The organism is Metabacillus idriensis, from assembly GCF_050483325.1.
Classification (GTDB): Bacteria; Bacillota; Bacilli; order Bacillales; family Bacillaceae; genus Bacillus_P; species Bacillus_P idriensis_A.
The window spans coordinates 169,183-188,487 of record NZ_JBCMYF010000030.1 but is presented as its reverse complement, the minus strand read 5'-3'; the positions used below and the strand labels follow the sequence as shown (position 1 = coordinate 188,487).

At 37.5% G+C, this 19,305-nt stretch carries 19 protein-coding genes; 1 reads left to right on the top strand and 18 read right to left on the bottom strand.

The genetic code is table 11. The annotated features are described in order from the left end of the window. Window positions 1-52: 52 nt before the first annotated feature. The 15 genes from ABEQ24_RS17355 to ABEQ24_RS17285 form a co-directional block, all read right to left on the bottom strand. Window positions 53-481 carry a MarR family winged helix-turn-helix transcriptional regulator gene (locus tag ABEQ24_RS17355; RefSeq protein ID WP_430007957.1) on the bottom strand — a complete coding sequence of 143 codons (429 nt, stop codon included), beginning with the start codon at window positions 479-481 and terminating at the stop codon, window positions 53-55. Between the two features lie 26 nt (window positions 482-507). Next, a complete protein-coding gene (locus ABEQ24_RS17350) occupies window positions 508-1,224 on the bottom strand; it encodes a GTP pyrophosphokinase (RefSeq protein WP_430007964.1) in 717 nt (238 codons plus the stop codon). A 52-nt stretch (window positions 1,225-1,276) separates the two neighbouring features. Continuing rightward, window positions 1,277-1,684 carry a transcriptional regulator SpxA gene (spxA, locus tag ABEQ24_RS17345; protein ID WP_430007956.1) on the bottom strand — a complete coding sequence of 136 codons (408 nt, stop codon included), beginning with the start codon at window positions 1,682-1,684 and terminating at the stop codon, window positions 1,277-1,279. Window positions 1,685-1,898: 214 nt separating this feature from the next. Beyond that, window positions 1,899-2,051 (bottom strand): hypothetical protein, encoded by a 153-nt coding sequence (locus ABEQ24_RS17340; RefSeq protein ID WP_430007955.1) that lies wholly within the window; start codon window positions 2,049-2,051, stop codon window positions 1,899-1,901. A gap of 101 nt (window positions 2,052-2,152) precedes the next feature. Beyond that, window positions 2,153-3,643, bottom strand: coding sequence for an amidase (locus tag ABEQ24_RS17335; protein ID WP_430007954.1), 1,491 nt, complete (start codon window positions 3,641-3,643; stop codon window positions 2,153-2,155). Between the two features lie 125 nt (window positions 3,644-3,768). After that, window positions 3,769-4,206, bottom strand: a complete 438-nt coding sequence (locus ABEQ24_RS17330; protein WP_430007953.1) for an SRPBCC family protein — start codon at window positions 4,204-4,206, stop codon at window positions 3,769-3,771. A gap of 24 nt (window positions 4,207-4,230) precedes the next feature. Beyond that, the gene (locus tag ABEQ24_RS17325; RefSeq protein ID WP_430007952.1) at window positions 4,231-5,019 is read right to left on the bottom strand and encodes an SRPBCC domain-containing protein; all 789 of its coding nucleotides are present in this window, start codon (window positions 5,017-5,019) and stop codon (window positions 4,231-4,233) included. A 672-nt stretch (window positions 5,020-5,691) separates the two neighbouring features. Further along, on the bottom strand, window positions 5,692-6,768 hold the full coding sequence (locus ABEQ24_RS17320; protein ID WP_430007951.1) for a Ger(x)C family spore germination protein: 1,077 nt from the start codon (window positions 6,766-6,768) through the stop codon (window positions 5,692-5,694). Next, the gene (locus ABEQ24_RS17315) at window positions 6,755-7,837 is read right to left on the bottom strand and encodes a GerAB/ArcD/ProY family transporter (protein WP_430007950.1); all 1,083 of its coding nucleotides are present in this window, start codon (window positions 7,835-7,837) and stop codon (window positions 6,755-6,757) included. Before ABEQ24_RS17315 ends, ABEQ24_RS17320 begins: the two co-directional genes overlap by 14 nt. Continuing rightward, a complete protein-coding gene (locus ABEQ24_RS17310; protein WP_430007949.1) occupies window positions 7,830-9,167 on the bottom strand; it encodes a spore germination protein in 1,338 nt (445 codons plus the stop codon). Before ABEQ24_RS17310 ends, ABEQ24_RS17315 begins: the two co-directional genes overlap by 8 nt. Before the next feature lie 614 nt (window positions 9,168-9,781). After that, a complete protein-coding gene (locus ABEQ24_RS17305; protein WP_430007948.1) occupies window positions 9,782-10,951 on the bottom strand; it encodes a spore germination protein in 1,170 nt (389 codons plus the stop codon). Window positions 10,952-11,363: 412 nt separating this feature from the next. Further along, the gene (locus ABEQ24_RS17300) at window positions 11,364-11,660 is read right to left on the bottom strand and encodes an antibiotic biosynthesis monooxygenase family protein (RefSeq protein ID WP_430007947.1); all 297 of its coding nucleotides are present in this window, start codon (window positions 11,658-11,660) and stop codon (window positions 11,364-11,366) included. 43 nt (window positions 11,661-11,703) lie between these two features. Further along, window positions 11,704-12,198: a hypothetical protein gene (locus tag ABEQ24_RS17295; protein ID WP_430007946.1), complete on the bottom strand. Its 495-nt coding sequence runs from the start codon at window positions 12,196-12,198 to the stop codon at window positions 11,704-11,706. 110 nt (window positions 12,199-12,308) lie between these two features. Then, window positions 12,309-12,701: a VOC family protein gene (locus ABEQ24_RS17290; protein ID WP_430007945.1), complete on the bottom strand. Its 393-nt coding sequence runs from the start codon at window positions 12,699-12,701 to the stop codon at window positions 12,309-12,311. Between the two features lie 100 nt (window positions 12,702-12,801). Then, on the bottom strand, window positions 12,802-13,602 hold the full coding sequence (locus ABEQ24_RS17285) for an alpha/beta fold hydrolase (protein ID WP_430007944.1): 801 nt from the start codon (window positions 13,600-13,602) through the stop codon (window positions 12,802-12,804). 168 nt (window positions 13,603-13,770) lie between these two features. Here ABEQ24_RS17285 and ABEQ24_RS17280 point away from each other — a divergent pair, with 168 nt between their 5' ends. Beyond that, window positions 13,771-15,345 (top strand): alkaline phosphatase family protein, encoded by a 1,575-nt coding sequence (locus ABEQ24_RS17280; RefSeq protein ID WP_430007943.1) that lies wholly within the window; start codon window positions 13,771-13,773, stop codon window positions 15,343-15,345. A gap of 98 nt (window positions 15,346-15,443) precedes the next feature. Here ABEQ24_RS17280 and ABEQ24_RS17275 read toward each other — a convergent pair whose 3' ends face one another. Genes ABEQ24_RS17275 through ABEQ24_RS17265 form a run of 3 tightly spaced genes read right to left on the bottom strand, consistent with a single transcriptional unit; the run spans window position 15,444 to window position 19,283 of the window. After that, the gene (locus tag ABEQ24_RS17275) at window positions 15,444-16,589 is read right to left on the bottom strand and encodes a Ger(x)C family spore germination protein (protein ID WP_430007942.1); all 1,146 of its coding nucleotides are present in this window, start codon (window positions 16,587-16,589) and stop codon (window positions 15,444-15,446) included. Then, complete coding sequence (locus tag ABEQ24_RS17270) at window positions 16,576-17,676, bottom strand: spore germination protein (RefSeq protein ID WP_430007941.1); 1,101 nt, start codon at window positions 17,674-17,676, stop codon at window positions 16,576-16,578. The genes ABEQ24_RS17275 and ABEQ24_RS17270 overlap by 14 nt, the downstream gene beginning before the upstream one ends. Window positions 17,677-17,720: 44 nt before the next feature. Then, window positions 17,721-19,283, bottom strand: coding sequence for a spore germination protein (locus ABEQ24_RS17265; RefSeq protein ID WP_430007940.1), 1,563 nt, complete (start codon window positions 19,281-19,283; stop codon window positions 17,721-17,723). Between the last annotated feature and the right edge of the window lie 22 nt (window positions 19,284-19,305).

The following is a 19,305-nucleotide window of genomic DNA, read 5'->3' as shown; positions in this document are numbered from 1 at the left end:
ACATTTGGGGTGCACTTCATTTCCTGGCTTTCTTTTGTTATGTATATTTAAGTTATTGCCCCATCAGGCATTTATAAAAGATATCACGCAGTTTTTGAATTTCATCATCAGACAGCATGCCGAACATCTTCTGGATCTGCTGATTGATTTGGCTCCTGGCAGAATGAAGAAGATCTTTTCCAGATTCCGTGATTTCAAGGTTGTATGCTCTCCTGTCACGTTCGTTTTGACATTTCTGGACAAATCCGTCTTTGATCAGCTTGCTTGTAAGAACGGTCACACCGCCGGTTGTAATCTGCAATTGCTCTGCAAGGATGGACGGACGCTTCAGCCCTTCTGTTTCAAGGATTTGAAGGATCAAAATATGTGTTTTCGATAGACCTACCTCATTAAGATGATTCCAGTCATTCATCCATTTACGTTCGAGTGAAACAAAAATCTCAAATAAGGAGACGATATTTTCACTTCTTTTTTTACTCATCCGCATTCATCTCCACAAACAGTTCCTTATTTTAATGAGTTTAATAAATCAATGGGAAGCTTAAATTGTTCCTTGTTGAGCAGAAGCTGAGAAAGCTCTCCGGCCGGTTCTTCTGCTTCTTTTAAGTCTGTCATTTCATTATGGAGCTTTTCCATTTTGAGGTCTAATTCCGCAGCAGAGACTGCTGCTTCTTTAAGTTCCTTAGTGAGCCGCTCAGGAATTTCTTTATTATATTTATAATAAATCTTGTGTTCAAGACTAGCCCAAAAATCCATCGCAATGGTTCTAATTTGAATCTCAACAAGGATGTCTTCCTGACGGTCTGACATAAACACGGGGATACTCACGATCAAATGCAGACTTTGATAGCCGTTCGGCTTTGGATCTTTTATATAATCCTTGCATTCAACGACATTGATATCCTTCTGCTTTTGAATCATCCCGCTGATTTGATAAATGTCCGACAAGAAAGAACAGGTGATGCGTATACCTGCTATGTCTTTAATATTTTTTTTAATATCGCTCAGCGAAAGGTCGTAGTTCTTCCTGTAAATTTTGTTAACGATGCTCTCAGGAGACTTCAGCCGGGAGCTGACATGTTCAATCGGATTATACTCATGAATATATTGAAATTCCTGTTCAAGGATATTAATTTTCGTGTTCATTTCTTCTAACGCAAATTTATAAGACATCATAAACCGCGTTAATTCTTTTTTTATTTTCTTAAGCTGGTCAAAATTCATGTTGGGTATCGGCAATTCTTCCACTTCTACTACTCCTTTATCCGTACAGCCGTTAATTTGGCAGCATTGTTTTCGCTTCAAGAAGCTTTAATAGATAGGCCCGAATGTTGCGGGGAAGGAATTTCCGGATCTCATCTTCGTTAAATCCCACTAAAAAACGTTTTTCATCAAGTATAATCGGACAGCGCATGATACCAGGCTTCTCTTGAATAAGCGCCAGTAATTCCTGCAAATGCAGCGCATCTACATTCATATCCAGTTCCTGAAATTGCTTTGACCTGGTGGATAGAATTTCATCTGTCCCCTCTTCTGTCATGCGAAGAATCTGTTTAAGTTCTTTCATTGTTAAAGGCTGAGTAAGAATGTTTCTTTCTGTATAGGAAATATCATGCTCTTCCATCCACATTTTAGACTTTCTGCATGATGTGCAGCTGCAAGACGTAAACATAGTAATGGCCATTTATGAATTCCTCTCCTTTAATGAATGATTTCACATTCAATGATTCGTGAGTTTATTTTTATGAACTATTATATATATATCTTACAAGTAAGATATATATAAAGCAAATAATAACCTTTGAAAAGAATTATTATTTTATAGGTTTCCTGATAGATCGGTGTTTTATTACCAATAAAAAAACCATCAATTAAATTGATGGTTTGGTCCGTGCCCGCTACTTCTTTTTGACTAAGCGTTTTCCGGCACTCTTTGAAGGATATAAAGCCAGTATGGAATCCATGACTGTGTGTCCGCACACCTGGCACTTGCTGTCTGTATGCTTTTGAAGCATCCTGCATTTAGGGCAATTTTTTACTACTTCTTCCATCCGTCATCCTCCAGCCTGCATAAATACTTTCCTTCTATATCGGCTACTTTTCTAAAACTTTAACACGGACTCTATATTTCATGAGGAAAACAACTTATGACTTAAAAAAATGGATTCCCTTCCATGCCAATCCACAGATCAGATTGCTCAAGCTGTCCTGCAAGGGCGATCAGCATATCTTCTTTCCCTTTAGGTGCCACAAACTGAACGCCTAGCGGCAAACCTTCAGCCGTGATATGAGTGGGCACACTCATTGCAGGCTGCCCTGTCAGATTTGCAAGCTGTGTAAAAGGTGTAACGGTTAAGCTTTTTAAGAACATGTCATAAACGAATGATAAATGTTCTTCTTTTTTCAGCTCACTGATCTTCAGAAGCGACTGGATTTCTTCTTCTGTCTGTGTTAGCTCTCCGGCTTCAGGAGCTGGAAAAGCGGTTGCCGGAGTTAAATACAAGTCAAACGTTTCATGAAAAGCAGCCATTTTAGCAGCTGCCGTATCCCATTCAGCCAGACTCTGTGTAAATTCGGCAGCAGTGACGGAATGTCCTGCCACACTTAACACCCAGGTTACTATTTCTACATCATTTGCTGCGATTGGCCTGCCGAGCATTTTTTCAAGGCCAAGAATTGTTGCGGCCATTTCACCATTGTTCATAATATAGTAATTTTCCATCAGCCTGACACCGTCGATGCCGTTTCCGCGCTCCTCTACTTCATGCCCCTGTTCTTCAAGCCACTTCACCATGCGATGAACGGCATTGATCGCATCTTCACTGACAGGAGTTCCAACGGGAGACTGTGTCTGAAATGCTATCCGTAAAGGACGTTTTCTCTCATTTTTTAGAATATCTGTGTATTTGCCTTCAAACAAAGGTGTATGAAAAGCTGCTTCCGGCTGAATGATTTGGAGAAGATCAAGCATAGCTGCACTATCACGGACTGTTTTTGATAAAACAAAATCAATCGAGGCTCCCTGCCATTGCCTGCCGACACTTGGACCAACAGGCGTTCTGCCTCTAGTAGGCTTTAATCCGAACAGACCCGTAAAAGAAGCTGGAATTCGAATGGAGCCTCCCCCGTCACTTGCACCGGCAATCGGTACAATCCCTGATGCAACACTTGCAGCTGATCCCCCGCTTGACCCGCCGGCTGAGTATTTAGTGTTCCATGGATTTCTCGTCTGACCATGAACCTCAGGCTCTGTAATGTTTTTCAACCCGAATTCAGGGGTGTTCGTATGACCTATAAATGAAAACCCCGCCTGTCTTAAACGCGCAACAAAATTTGAGTCTCTTCCCGCAATGTTATCTTTAAGAAGCTTTGAGCCTGCTGTTAGTGGTTCACCTTCAACCGCCTGTGAAATATCCTTCAGCAGAATGGGAACACCCGCAAAGGGCTGCTCTTTAAGATTTAGCTGCGTAAGCTCTTTTAAAACCTTTTCCCGACGCGTGCGAACCACTCCATTTAAAAGCGGATTCACATTCTCGATCTGCTTAAACGCTGCATCAGCCAGTTCTTTCGGTGTTACTTCTTTCTTTTTCACTAATTCGGCAAGTCCAGTGCCATCGTATTTTGCATATGTATATAAATCCACGATATAACCTCACTCTATGATTCGTCATTTTTATTTTTGATGATCTGACAGGGTCTCCTCCAATATCAAATAATCTGGAGGATGAGTCAGATTTTATAGCTATGATCATCAAAAAAGATACACCGTTATCTATTTTCAAGAATACTCTTCAGTTTTTTTAAATCTTTGTTATTCGCTCTTTTCATCATAAAAGACATTAAAGGTGCGATCCCCTTTGAAAAACCTGCTGGATTCCCTTTGTTTTGCAGTGTCATTCTGGTTGTATGCTGATCTAATGGCTGCCATGTATATATGGTTTCCATCGGAAAAGGTCCGTCAGCCGTTCTCATGACCATTCTTGCACCTGGATTGAATTCTGCGATTTCGTATATATACGAGAGCTCCCGGCCAAGGAATTTTGCTTTAAATGCAATTCTTGAGCCAATTGTTAATGATTTTTCATTCAGCCATTCTGCTGAATGAATATTTACATACCATTCAGGTGCATTTTCAGGGTCAGAAGCATACTGCGAAACCCTGTCAGCTGTGCAATGAATGTCTATTTCTGTGAATACGTCGACCATTCTCTTCATACCTCCAGCCGGAACCTATTCATTATTTTGTTCTGCATATTTTTTTAATAATGTCCCAAGCAGGTGATTCCAGCCTTCTGCATGGTCCTTCTCCCAGCTTTCTTCAATCAGCCCTGAAGCTGTATGGGAAAGCTGAAGTATTGTTGCATTCTCTTTTTCAACTAACCGGTACGTATAGGAACTATTGACTGCTCCCTGCATTCCCAAGTGACCATGAAGACGAATTTCTTCTGGAGCATTGACATAATAAACATTTCCCCACACTGCGCCTTCTGTCTCACCCCATCTTTCGATAAACTGACCGCCCGGCACAGGATCAAACGTAAATGTCGACGTTACTCCTTTTGGAGCTAACCGAAATTCCCACCAATCTTCAGCCTTTTCCGTTAATGCCTTAAATACTTTTTCTCTTGGAGCATCAATGAAAACCTCTTGTTCGATTCGAAATACTTTTGATTGCTGTGTTGAATTCATGTTTTCTTCTCCTTTTTGTTCAGCTGCAGCTCTTAAATTAAGTAATGAACTTGCCGCTGTCTCCATGTATTTTCCTACCCACCGGTTATGCATTTCCTGCAGAGGAACAGCGTTTAAATAATTTAGTCTGTATTTTCCTTCCCTCCGTACAACAACCAAGTCCCCTTCCGCAAGGGCTTTCAAATGTTTCATGATTGCATATCTGGATACTTCCGGAAAAAGATCATTTAATTCACCGGTTGTTTTAGCAGATTCTTTGAGAATGTCCAGAATCCGTCTCCTGATTGGGTGACCCAGCGCTTTAAACAGCGTTGTTAGCTTGTCTTCCATATCAACAGCCCTTTCGTTCATGATTATAAGTGACAAAATAGTCACATATAACCTGTGACTTAATAGTAACATGTATTTTTATTTCTCACAATAATACACATTAAGGGAAATATCCCCATTGGCTATGCGGCTAATTTCTTCTTATTAGTGTCGGTTTTAAAATTTAATAAGGCTCTTTTCGTAAGGAGTGTTGCTATTGGGCTTTAGCGAAAGGAATTTGACTTCTTCTGGAGATAAAGGGAATTGGTTGATTCCACTTTACCGCTGCCATCCTGTGTTCGTGTGATTGGTTCCACTTTTCTGTGCAAAAAATAAAATCGTGGAATCATAGCGTGTGGTTGATTCCACAATTTCAGTGCGAAAACCTAAATGGTGGAATCATAGCTGCGGTTGATTCCACTTTTCACTGCTATAACCAAAATGGTGGAATCATAACATGTGTTGATTCCACTTTTCTGTGCAAAAATCAAAATCGTGGAATCATTGCATGCGGTTGATTCCACTTTTCTCCGCAAAAATCAAAATCGTGGAATCTTTGCATGCGGTTGATTCCACTTTTCTCCGCAAAAATCAAAATCGTGGAATCATAACATAGTAAAAGGCGATTATAAAATGTGATCTGCAGTTTCTCCCATTAAAAGCAGCTCAATGGCTGTTCTCTTTTTATTCTTCTCAGTTAGAAGGTGTTTTTAAATTCCCGGCATTTTGAATGTCAACATGAACCTTAAAGTCCATGTATAATTCCTGGTAATATTTTGAACGCCAGTCCTTAAGCCTTTTGCGCGGAATTTTATTTCTGAAATATTGTCCTAGCCCTAAAATATCCGCTTCACTGTTTTGGAGCTTTTTAAACATTTCATTAAAACGTTTTGTAAGGAGGACTTCTAATTCTTTCTTTATCTGTTTTTCCGAGGGATCACCTTTTGTTTCTAAAATCATTACTGTCAGCTTAATTTCAGAATGCAGGAGAGGTAGCTGATCTTTAAACTTACTTTTATTCTTCATTGAATTATCCAATATTAAAACACTTGCATCATTTAAGACCTCGATTTCTCCTTGGGTGCTCTCTCCGTTAAATGCATTGAACAGAAGAGTTTCATTAGAGTCGATGGCTTCAACTAATTTTCCATTTTTTATGACAGCAGAACCGATTTGCTCCACTAATGTTGTCTTACCGAGCCTCAGCATCGGAATGGCAACATCTCGAGTGTAAGAGTGGATGCTTCTATACACTTGCCAAACCCTTGTGAGTGCAATTTTCGGATCCCAGCCAGCGTTTTTTTCAAAAAAGTCCAAAAGTGTCGTACCTTCTGGCTGAATTCTTTTTACCATGCTTGCAAAAAATTCATCCATATTATCCTCACATATGGCAACAAGTGCTTTCGAAGAAATATCTCTGGATCTGATGAACCCTCCGAAGAGGTCCTTCATCCCCTCTTCAGCTAATCTTTTTTCAATTACAATAACCTTTACGTGGAGCAGATCAACGCTGCTCTCCATATTTACACTAATATTATTTACGGCTTGATTGATGGTTTTCCCGCCTCCTGAAACAATCTTAGTTTCTATTGAATCCTCAAGGGGTTCAGGGATCTGCAAGAAAACCTTATAGTCCTCGCCCTTTTTTGAAATGCCTAATACAACCGGCATCACCCTGTGATTAATATCTCTGTTATCCCAGCAGCCGCTTAGGATGCTGACTATAAGAACAAAGATAATAAAGACTGCTGTGCGCTTAAGCGATCCCACTGAAATCCTCCTTTCTGCTCCTTAAAATTCCAAGGCAGAGGACTGAAACCGGCACTGTTGTGATAACATAAAACCTTAAAAAAGTATTCCATTGAAATAGAAAATCAATATCGCTCCAGTTTGGGATGAATAAGCAAACTACGTAGATTAGAACACTCAGCCCAATCACTAGAAAATGGGGCTTTATAAAAGGTGCGAAGGTGTGAACAATCCTAACCATTTTCCAGAGTACTAATGAAATAAAAAGCATGATAAACGTTATGAGGCTCATTAAAAAGAACATCGTAATTCTGTCAAACATCAGCCAGTTCAAATTAATGGCATCAATGGACATGACATAGGGAAACAAAAATTTTGATGCCGTTGCTTGTCCAAATGTAAGAATCGGTATATAAACCGAAATGAAAAAACATGGAATGATACAAAGCGCAGCAAGCAAAACTTTTTTTCTTTTGTAGGAGAAGGTTGGCTGAACAAAACCAAGAAATAAAAAGCCTCCCCCAATTGCAAAAAAGCTTTTTAAGTATGAGGAATTGGAAAGGAAAGAAAATTGATGATTCCAGATTGGGTAAATATAATGCCAATCTACATTTTGAAATGAGACGAAAAAAGTAAAAATGATAATCGGCAAAAAAAGGAAGGCAAGCAAAAATCCTGTCCGGAAAATAGCTTCTAGACCTCTTAATGATAGAAAGCTTGCTGTAAAAAGCAGCAATGCCATAACTGCCCACAGAGGAGTTTTTGATAAAAAGACAATTGTAATGACTTCTGAATAGGCTCTGACCGTAATAATATCGGCAACAAGAAAATATAGGCCGATTGGCAGTAAAAATAGAATTGTAAAAGCTCTACCTGCCCTTAAATAAATTGCAATAATATCTTCCCCCGGAAAAAAATTCAGACCTTTCATATAAATATAAATAAGAAGGATATGAATGGCTGCCCCAATAATAATTGGAAGCCAGTGAGCTGAATCAGTGCTTTCTATAATATTTCCAGGATACATAAAAAAAATAAGACCTAAATGAGTCAGGATGTACATGATTATGACGTAGAGGCTTTTATCCACTTTTGATCTCATCCTTTGAAAAGTTAATATAGAGGAATGGGACACCTAATGTATTGATGCTCGCAAGATAGATACAAATGAAAAAAATACCTGCGAGTATGCCTAAAACACCATAGATGGAAGCAAAAATCAGAATGATATATTTAAACAAACGAATGGAAATGGAATTCTGAAATCCAATGATGGTAGAGTTGGCTATCGTCGTGGCAGCCAAAATAATGATAAGCAGGTTGCTCACAAGCTTTGCTTCCACTGCTGCTTGTCCAAGGATGATGCCCCCGACCATTGTTATAGTTGGTCCAATACTTTTTGGGAGTCTCACACTTGCTTCAATGATAAGCTCCAAAATGAGCAGCATAATAATCATTTCAATTAATGCTGGATATGGCACTCCCTCACGGCTTTGTGCAATCGACAATGCTAATTCGATTCGAAGCACTTCTGGATTAACTGAGACCAATGCTACATACAAACCTGGAATTATTAGAGTCATAAGAAGTCCGATTATTCTTAGTGACCTTATTGAAACCATGAGAGGGAAAGGGAAATTTCTATCATTTTCATTGGCAAACATATCCCATAATACGCTTGGGAGAATCATAGCAAATGGCATTCTGTCTACCAGCAAGACGATCCTTCCCTTCAATAGAGACATACTTGCTTCCTGAGGGACCTCTGTAGTGGTGAATGGTGAAATGACGCTCCAGAAAGAAATCCCCATAAGCTTGCTCACATCCTGGGCATTGTTCAAATCCATGGTCAAATTCTTTTCTATTTGAAATATGATTTTTTGCAGAAGGTTCAAATTTACATGATCATTACAATAGAGCAGCGATAAGCTTTTCTTTTGACTGGTGCCGATTGAATAAGATCTCACCTGCAGGTTTTCTGAAACAATCTGCTTGCGAATAAGCCCTGTATTTATTTGTATCTCTTCATTAAATGAACTTAATGGTCCTTGCAGCACATTTTCATTAGCAGGCGATTCAATACCTCGGGTAAGTGTTTGAGAAATGGGGTCAACCGTTACTGCCGATTCCCTTTCATTCTTGATATAAATAATCAGTTTGCCTTCTAGGATTGATGAAATCAATTCATTTTTTTCTTGTTTTTTCAGCACGCCCATTGTGCTCAATTGCTTAAGGACTGCCTCTCTGTTCAAGCTTTCGGATCCGAGATTCTCTTTTATTGCAAGGATTGTTTTTGGAAAATCAAGCAGGCTTTTCAGACCTAAATATTGCACTTGGAGGTCTCCAAGCTGCTGATCCATTTGAATGAAATCATCATTTTTACCAATTGAATCTTTAATCTCCCGCAATAAACATTCCATAAATTGATATCCCTTCAAAATAAGCTTAATGTTTAAATGCTTCCCCTATAGGTCTAAAATATGCAATCTTAAGCGGTATGATGGCTGATTATATGTATCGCTATCCAAAAGATTACTGCATTGTCTATACAAAAAAAGGAGCTGTTAATACAGTAACGGGTTCGGTTGAAAAGGTGCAAACAGCTAAATAACACGGTAAATAACATATCAATCATCATACTAATTCGCATATGAATTGGTATGATTTTTTGTTGATATATAAGGGTTTACTTGTAATTCCTGTTCATATTTAACCTATCAAATCTCATAGCAATCAGCAGGACTTTGCTGATTGAGGTGCTATTTATACTGCCATTTATTAACCGGTATTACAGCACAGCAAAAAAAGGAACTCCAGCATTAAATTGGAGTTCCCTTTCTTATTCTATTAAAGCCCCCGATTGCTGAATATCATTTATATTTTCTTATCGAAGAATAGCGCCCGTTTTTTGAAGATCATTAATAGTTAAATATTCTACGAAAGAATCTATATTTTGCTGGTTAAACGTTTTTAACTTATTTGCTAAAAAATCTAAAGCACATCTTAATTTTGGTAATGGATATGGCTTTTTTCTCTATTCTCTGAATGAATGTTTGCTGTTAATAATTTTCTTCATATCCCCTCTCCAAAAACTGTCTTTAAACTCCCAAGGTTTAAATGGTATAAACGGCGATAAATAAGGAACTCCAAACGGTTTTAAACTTGTTGCCCAAATAAAACAAAGAGTGAAAGCTATTATTAATCCTGTAAAACCAAAGAAGTTAGCAACAATCAACATAGACCAACTAAGAGTAGTAGCTAATGGTATGATGCCTTTCACTATAATTAATAACCCAGACAATTGTGCTATACCTGCAACCACTAATGATGTATCACTTATTAAATGTATTGTTACCGAATATTCACCAACAACTAATGTTGCGATTATGGTTACCAAAAGCCCCAGACTTTTATAAATGTGTAAAGATACATCCGAAGCTATCTTGAAAACAAATATAATAATAACCATTTCCCAAAATGGACTAAGTACCTCTTTCCCCTCAAACCAACCTTTAATTATTTCTGATTTAATATCTCCTAAATGAAATTTCTCCATTGCAATATATACACTAGGTAAGAATACATTGAGCAAAAATCCAAACATCCTCATAAGACGGTTAGTAAATGCACCGTAGCTTGTGGAATATTCAACTTCTGTCTGGAATAATTCCCAAAATGTTATTGGTGCAACTAATGCATATGGGGTGTGATCACAAATTACTACTACCTTACCTTGCAATAAATCAGAAACCATTGTATCGTACCGTTCGGTATATTTTGTGGTAGGGAATAATCCAGACCCTTTGGGTTTTAATTCATCTATTATAACTTCGAGATTAATCAAATAATTAACTTCTAGTTTAGAAATTTTAGCTTTAACTTGGGACAACGTTACTTTGTCAACTAAATCCTTGACGTAAAAAATATGTACATTTGTTTTTGCATTTCTCCCAATTGTGTATCTATTTACGATTAATTTAGATCCATCTAACATATCTTTTATCAATTTAGTATTGGTATCCAATAATTCCGTTAAACTAATCTTTTGCCCAATAACAGAACGCTCACTAGTCGCTTCTTCTAAAGCACGTTCAGGTAATTTTTCTTCTGCTTTCTTTTTTGAATCCTGTTCTTGAATTAACATTTCATTTTGTTGAATTATTTTCTCTAATAATTTTTCTATATTTTTGTTCATTGCAACCACCTCTGCAAGGTAGTATTTCCCAACGGAGCAGAAATTATATAAGGGGTTGGTTTTATGCCTATCCTCTCAAATTTTTGTGAATTTTTTATTTGGTTCAGTAATGTTAATAATCTCCTCATTGTTTTCTTCTCAATATTAGATTAACTAACTGATTTTTCTAGCCTTCCTTCAGTGGATTCAACTTTTTGTTTAGCAATCGGGCCAGAATGTGGTACAACACCTTTAAAAGAAATTGGATATTTATGTTAAAATATAGAAGGGATTGTGATGCTCTTCACTTAAACTATCGGGCAGGTATATTGACGTTAAATGGTGTACGAATCACTTTGCGATTTACTGTTTTGCACATCTGAACCGAACCCGTTATTAATACAGCTCCTTTCTTTTATAGAACATGAAATTCGTTAATTTCTTATAAAAGGTCTGCGCTTTCAAAATGCTCAACTGCTGGAAATGGATCATAAAAATGGTGAAGAAGCTCTTTCCATTCTTGATACTCAGGTGATTGTCTAAATCCAATTGTATGATCTTCTAAGCTATTCCATTTAACGAGAAGCAAATACTTTCCTTTAACCTCTAAACACCTCTGTAAGTCATGAGAAATATAGCCTTTCATAGATGAAATGATTGGTGAAGCGCTGCGGAAAGCATTTTCATATTCTTTTTCCATCCCTTGTTTGACCTGGAGCATTACAGCTTCTAGTATCATAACCTTCTCCTCTTTTTACATATATTTTTTCAATCAATAGATATTATTTTTTCCATACAGCCATATATTTTTTTCGATATTTGTTCTCTTTTTCCATATCATTTAGTTCCAATGCTTTCCCTTTTATTTCTTCCTCCTTTAAATGATCATATAATTTTTTAAAACTTTGAATAATATCAAATCGAATCAGCGTGTCATTTTTCTCATTAGAACAGGTTTGAAAACGATCAGCCAGATGTTCCAAAACAAGCCTTTTTTGCTGAGATCCAGCAATCCCGATTTTCCAAATGGACTGCAGGCTGTGTCTTGCAGTAACAAATTTAGGATCCTTTGTCACTTCCCGGACAGAAGAAAAATCTTTCAGCATCCGGTGATCAGGATCACTGATTGCAAGACCAGACAGGAATTGAGCAGAACGAGATCTTTGAAGATGATCTTTTGAACTTAACCCTTTAACCAGTTGATCCCATACCTCATAAGCCCAATCTACTCCATTCTCTGCTGCTGAGAGTATGTTTTGATAAGCTTCATATTGCACGTCTCAGTCTTTTGAATCCAGCTGCTCAAAATATGTTTGGATTACCTTGTCCATTTGCACCAGCTCCTAGAAACATTTACTTAAGCATAGCAAAATAATGTACTAAATCTCTATCCGGTAATTGAATCACCATATTGGCAAACACCTAAGGGGTTACCATCCGGGTCGAAAAAAGTGAAAAATTTCGTCTGATCTTCCTCATCCATCGAATTTACTTTAACCGCCCTTTCAATTAATTCCCTGTAGGTCTTTTCAATATTTGATGTATTGAAGTTGAAGTATTTCCCTACACCAAAGTGGTTTTCAGGGAAAATCATAGGCTTATGATTCGGTGTATGAACTAGACAAATGACAGTCTCATTGGAAAGTCTCATTACACCAGCTTCTTTCTCAATATATAAGAGTTTAAAACCCAGCTTATCCTTATACCACTGCACGGATTGTTTAATATTACTGACAGGAATAAATACTCCTTCTATCCCCTTTAATAATGGATTTGTCACGATCCCCTCTCCTTCTTTCTCAATATTCTTTATATTCCTTCTTTACTTCCCTCTGATAATCCTTTTATTCACCAAAAAAAGAATAAAAAGACGCCACTTTCTAATAGTGACGTCTTCCTAAGCCAAGTTTATTTTCTGTTCTATTCAGCACAAATCCTGTAACAATTTCATTAAATATATTCCACTTTCTCGTTGGAAGCTGATGGTTTTGATTCGCAAATAGAAAAAACTCTGCGTGCCTGCATTTATTTTTGTAAAGCTTTAAATAATGATTCGTCCAGTCCCCTGCTTCTCCGTACATAAACAGCATAGGAATCTTGATGAGATGAAGTTTGTCCAGACAGCTGTATTGCAGAGATTTGATATAATACTGCGTCCACACTTGTATGTCTGCTTTTTTCATATGATCACTCAGCAGCTTTCTCAGCTTTTTATCTTTTGTATGACTCCTGGAAATAATATTTATTAACAAATTGTCATGATTTTCCGCCAAAAAAATTCCTGAATGATGCAATAATTGTCCTGATGCATCAATAACGCACGGATAGGAACCTGATAAAATAAGCAATTCAATTCTTTCAGGGTGCTCGATGGCAAGATGCTGCGCAATCAGACACCCGGCAGAGTACCCGCATAAAACGGCTTTTTCCAAACTTAATGCATCCATCAAATTTAGTATCTCACTGGCGTAATACGGAATCGTAATTTCTCGTGAAGCAGTTTCACTTTCTCCGTGGCCGCTTAAATCCGGGAAAATAACTCTCATATGCCTTGACAAAGCAAGCTGATAAAAAAACACTTTACTTCCCATTCCCGGGGGATGGATAAAAATAACCGGAACTCCTTGACCAATATCTTCATAATGGAAAGAAGTGCAGCTGTCTATTTTAATTGATGGCATAAATGTGAATCACTCCAAAAAAACATTTAAACGTTTCCTTTTCTTTTTACATACTTACCTTCCCCTTCTAAAAATTTCTTTATCCGTTTTATGATTTTTGTTTTTCAACATGATTGAAAAGATTTTGTGAATAATAAAGAAAACTTGCAAATTGAAGGTGGAGTCTGTATGAAGAAACACACACTAGTAATAGCAGCCCTTTCAATGATCCTATTTACCGGCTGTTCAACGAATAATGCACAAACCTCACCCAAAATAATTCAGACAAAAGCCACCTCTTCGCCTCACGTGATTCTTTTAGTTGTGGATTCATTAATGGATAAACCATTAAAAAATGCGATTAAGCAGCATAAGGCCCCTGCCCTCGAATTTTTTCTCACAAATGGCCAGTACAGCAAAGAGCTCGTAAGCTCGTATCCAACAATGTCCGTTACCATCGACAGCACGCTGCTTACAGGCACAAATCCAGATAAGCATAAAATACCAGGCCTTGTTTGGTATAAAGAAGATGAACAGCGGGTGATCAGCTACGGAAATGGGTTCTTGGAAACCTTAAAGTATGGTGTAACTGATATAGCAGACAACAGTCTCTCACAATTTAATAACAAGGACCTAAGTAAAGATGTGCAAACCATACATGAAGATCTTGATGAAAGAGGAAAACAAACGGCCTCAATTAATGCATTGATTTACAGGGGGAATTATCAGCATACGCTGGTCGTTCCCAAAATTTTAGCAAAAACGACTGCTCTTCCTGATAAATACAAAACAAATGGTCCAAAGATATTAACTTTAGGAGATTTTATAAATCAGGATCCGAAAAATAAACATGTGATCAATCGGCTGGGGATAAATGATGCTTTTGGAGCTCAAGAATTAACCTATCTTCTAAAAAATAACTTACTTCCTGAATTTACAATTTTATACTTGCCAGAAAACGATCATGCCGTTCATCGAAAAGGAACGGAAACTATTGATGGAATCGAAAAGCTGGATAAACACCTCCAGGAAATATTAAATACTTATCCGAAATGGGATGATGCTCTTGAAAACACCATGTGGATCATTATGGGGGACGGTAATCAATCAGATGTAATAAAGAACAAAAAGAAAGCTTTAATTCATTTAAGAGATACCCTATCAGATTACAATCAGTTAAAGCTTGGTGATTCTGCTCAAAAAAACAATGAAATTGCTATTACGGCAAATGAACGGATGGCATATATTTATAAATTAAATAAGGGTATTTCTATTAAAAAAATAGCGAACAAATTGCAGACAGATCCCCGCATTGCCTGGATTGCCTGGAAAGAAAACGATATGGTGAACGTGATTTCAGAAAGTGGCAAAGGCATTCTCCAATTTAAACCTGGAGGTCCTTTTAAAGATCGTTATCATCAAAACTGGACGATAAAAGGAAACATGGATATTTTGGATGTGAAAGCAGATAGCCGCAAACAGCTTAGCTATGGGAATTACCCTGATGGCCTATCAAGATTATATGGCGCCATCTATTCACAAAAAGGAGATTTTCTTATCGCAGATGCTGAACCCGGCTATGAATTCTTAGGAGAAAGTTCTCCGGAACATACTGGCGGTGGTGCCCACGGTTCTATGCATAAAGTTGATGCATATGCTCCTCTAATCGTTACTGGAACGGAGCATTCAATTGACCAATTACGGATTGTAGATATGAAAAGGTGGATTTTAGAGATCTTAGATGGAGGTAACATGCAAGACTAATACGCTGAAAAAAGCAGCCAAGTTTCAAAGATAATTTGGCTGCTTTTTTCAAACAAGTTATTTGGTTTATCAGGCTGGATTTATTTTCAAATTCCCTTTTATTCTGAGCCTATCATTCCATAATCCTTAATGACGACTTTAACACTGTAATGAATCGGAATTGTGCTGAATTTTTTATCCCAGTCATCTTTCACATTTACCCAAACCTTTGGATATTTAATTCTTAATCGATTACCAAAACCTCCCACATCAACCTCATACTCTTCTTGCATTTTCTTAATTGTGTTACCTATCAAGCCCTTGATTTCCTTTTCAATTTCTTTTTCAAGCTGCTTTATATCTTTATTTTGAAATAACCTGTACGATTTTTTCCAATTTTCAGCGATTCTTCCTTCTGTTTCAATTTTTACTTTAAATATAATTTGATTCCCTTTTACAGTAGGTTCAATTTTGCTTTTCATAGACTCAACTTGATATTGTATGGGTTCTTTAGTTTTGGCTTTTACTGACCCGCCTTTACTTTCTCCAGTTAGCCAATTAATCCCTTCCAGTTCTTCTTTATTAAAGAAACCAACTAATTTGTTCGTTTTCCCATCTATGACAGATGCACCATCAAATTTAACACCTCCTTCTGCAGAGCCAATTCTTTGGATGAGAAAGCTTGAATCAGCCTCCATCTTTGCCAAAATATTAATTAAAGAGGTTGGCTTCAGAACTTTTGTAGTTAACTGCTGATTGGCTATTTCCAATATGCGAAAGGATGGAATAATATTTGGCTCTTGCAATTCAAGTGTTTCTTCCGCTCTTCCATTTGCGATAAAGATTAACGTATTGCCTCGGATATCAATATCCCGGTAATAAAGATCAATTAATTCCCTAATACTGTTATACCTGGCCAAATCCTCACTAATAATGACTACTTTTTCATGGGCTCCAAATATAATGCCTTCCCTTGTAAGCGTGGTCTCCCAGCCAATCGGTTCAAGGGAATCACCTGTCGCACTGACATTAATATATGGTTTTTGTGCCCCCCCGCCAGTGTCCTGGCCTTTATTGTTTGATTGTGGAAGGATAAGCTGGAGAGTCGATTTTATCTTTCCATCTTCCCCTGAATCAAGTGATGCCCCTGCAACAAAACTCAAGTCTTCAATTGTGTTATAACTCCAGCAGCCAGCAAGGAGAAAAAGAATAAGAGTTTGCACCAAAGATAAGTAAAACATTTTTATTATTCTACGTTTTTTCATGCTTTTTTCCTTTCACAATTGATCCGAACAGCAGCAAGATTGGAACCGCGCTAAAAAAATATAGGGCAAAGTTACCAAGCAATGAACCCATTTGAAACATTTCATTGCTATTCTTAGGTATCATTGAAAAGATAAAAATAAATGGTGCCAAACCAAAAATAACCGTTTTCATTTTTTTATTAAAAAGCTGCGAAAGCCCTATTGCCGCTGCAAAATAACTGACCGTAAAGGTTGCAAACAGCTGCATGATCCATATGACAAGCAGAAGAGAGTCAAATCGTTCAACAAAAAGACCGGGATATTCAAAACTTCGTATAAATGTCAAAACAGGCCATGTCTGGGTTACTACTCCATCTGTTGATAAAGAACCCACCACCATTACAAATGTAATGACATAAAAGAGCAAAGGAAAGATAATTCCAATTAAAGTGGCTTTAACAGCGTGTTCCGGATTTTTCATAAACATTAAAAGAATCATGATTACTTCAAACCCAATAAATGAAAGTGATGTTGTAGCGAGTCCTTTCATAGTTGGCATCATTCCCATACCAAGTACGGGTCTTAAATTATCAATCTCAAATATTTTTAACCCCAAAAACATAACAAGAATAAAAAAAAGGACCGTGACTGGAAATATTAATTCAAACATTCGGGCAATCGAATTAATCCCTCCGACAATTAGATATATACCGATCCATATAAACGGCATAATAATGGCCCAAATGGGTGTTCCCTGAAGTAGAAATAATCGTGTTGTTTCTGCCATTGCCCTTATTTCGAAGCTAGAAAGCGTAAGATAGTAGAGAATAATGCATAAGCCAAGGACCGATCCTATCCACTTTCCTGCTATATCTTGGCTGAATTGATAAATACTTTTTCCTGGATGCCTTTGAGCCAGTTTAACTATAATGATAGCCATGATCATGACAATAATACCGCCCAAAATAATCGTGATCCATCCATCAGGGGTTTTCACTTTCTCGGTAACCGTTCTAGGCAAGGTCAGGATGCCAATGCCCAGAATAAAATTAGTTATCATCACGACCGCTTGAGGTGTAGTAATTTGATCAATTGGCCTTTGACTCATGAAAAATCTCCTTTCAGAACGAACTCAAAAATGCACCTCTATGTTTATTTTTTTCTTAATGAATTTTGAGTCTGCATTAGCTTAGGCCGGCGTTTCATAAGTGAGATTGGCGCGCGTATCATAAAATCTTTCCAATCACTTAGCTGATAAGGTACTGCAGGACTTAAATATGGGACCCCAAAGCTTTTCAGCTTCACAAGATGACTGCAAAGCAGCAAGAAAAACAATACTACGCCATAAAGTCCATAAATAGCTGCAAAAAACATTGCTATAAAACGAAGCATTCTTAACGCTATTCCAGTACTATAGTGAGGCAATGCAAAAGAAGAAATGGCCGTTACTGCCACAACAATTACCATAATCGGACTGACAATACCTGCTTGTACAGCTGCCTCACCAATTATTAATCCGCCTACTATCCCAATGGATTGACCTACTGGTTTTGGCAGACGAAGTCCTGCTTCACGTAAAATTTCAATTGAAACTTCCATAATCAAGGCTTCTATTAGCGGAGGGAACGGAACCCCGTCTCTGCTTGCAGCCATTGAAATCGCAAGTTTGGTAGGAATAAGCCCTTGGTGAAATGAAATAAAAGCAATGTATAAAGAAGGGGCAAATAAAGAAATAAACGCTGAAAAATAACGCAATATCCTAATTAAGGTCCCTGGTATCCAGCGTTCATAGTAATCCTCTGGAGACTGCAATAACATATTAAATGTTACCGGCACAATTAATGCAAAAGGGGTTCCATCAAGCAGGATGGCTACCCGGCCTTCTAGCAATGCGCTCATGACACGGTCGGGACGCTCTGTATTTTGAACTTGCGGGAAAGGACTCAAATAGTTATCTTCAATTAGCTGCTCAATATAACCTGATTCTGGAAGGTCATCAATATTAATCTTTTTTATCCTTCTTATGACTTCTTTTAATAGTTCAGGATCAACAATGTCGTCAATATATGTAATGACTAAGTCTTTTTTAAATCTGTCACCTACATTAAAGTTAACAATCGAAAGCTTTTTCGTTTTAGCAAGTCTGCGCAATATGGCAGTGTTATCCGTTAGATTTTCTATGAATCCGACTCTTGGACCTCTGACTAAAGCTTCAGAAAGGGGTTCTTCAATATTTCTTGTTTTCTCTTTTGAAGCACCTAATAGAACACCTTCCTGCGACCCTTCAATTAGTAATCCAATGGACCCGGACATCACTCCGGAAATTAGTTCAGCTACTGATTGTACTTCATATACATGGCTAAGGGGCAGGAAATTTTTCATAATAAACTCTTTTACAGATTGTTTTGATACTGCCTCTTCTGCCTGACTGTCCCAAAATTCAAATGACATCAAACCGTCTAAAATTTTATCGTTTATAAGTTCCGTATCTGCAAAACCAATCACAAAAACAATACAGGCTTTGATGTTTGTTTTTCCAATCTTAAATTCACGAAAATGAATATCTGAGTTATGGCCTATATCTTTGCGGATTCGAATTAAGTCCTGTGCGAAATTCCCAGTAAAAGGATCCTCTGTTAGAGAATCAGCTTCTTTAGCCCACTCATTCATTAAACCTTGTCGTTGTATCTGTTTTTTTGAGATCCACCTTTTCATGCTTCTCACACTTTCTCTAATG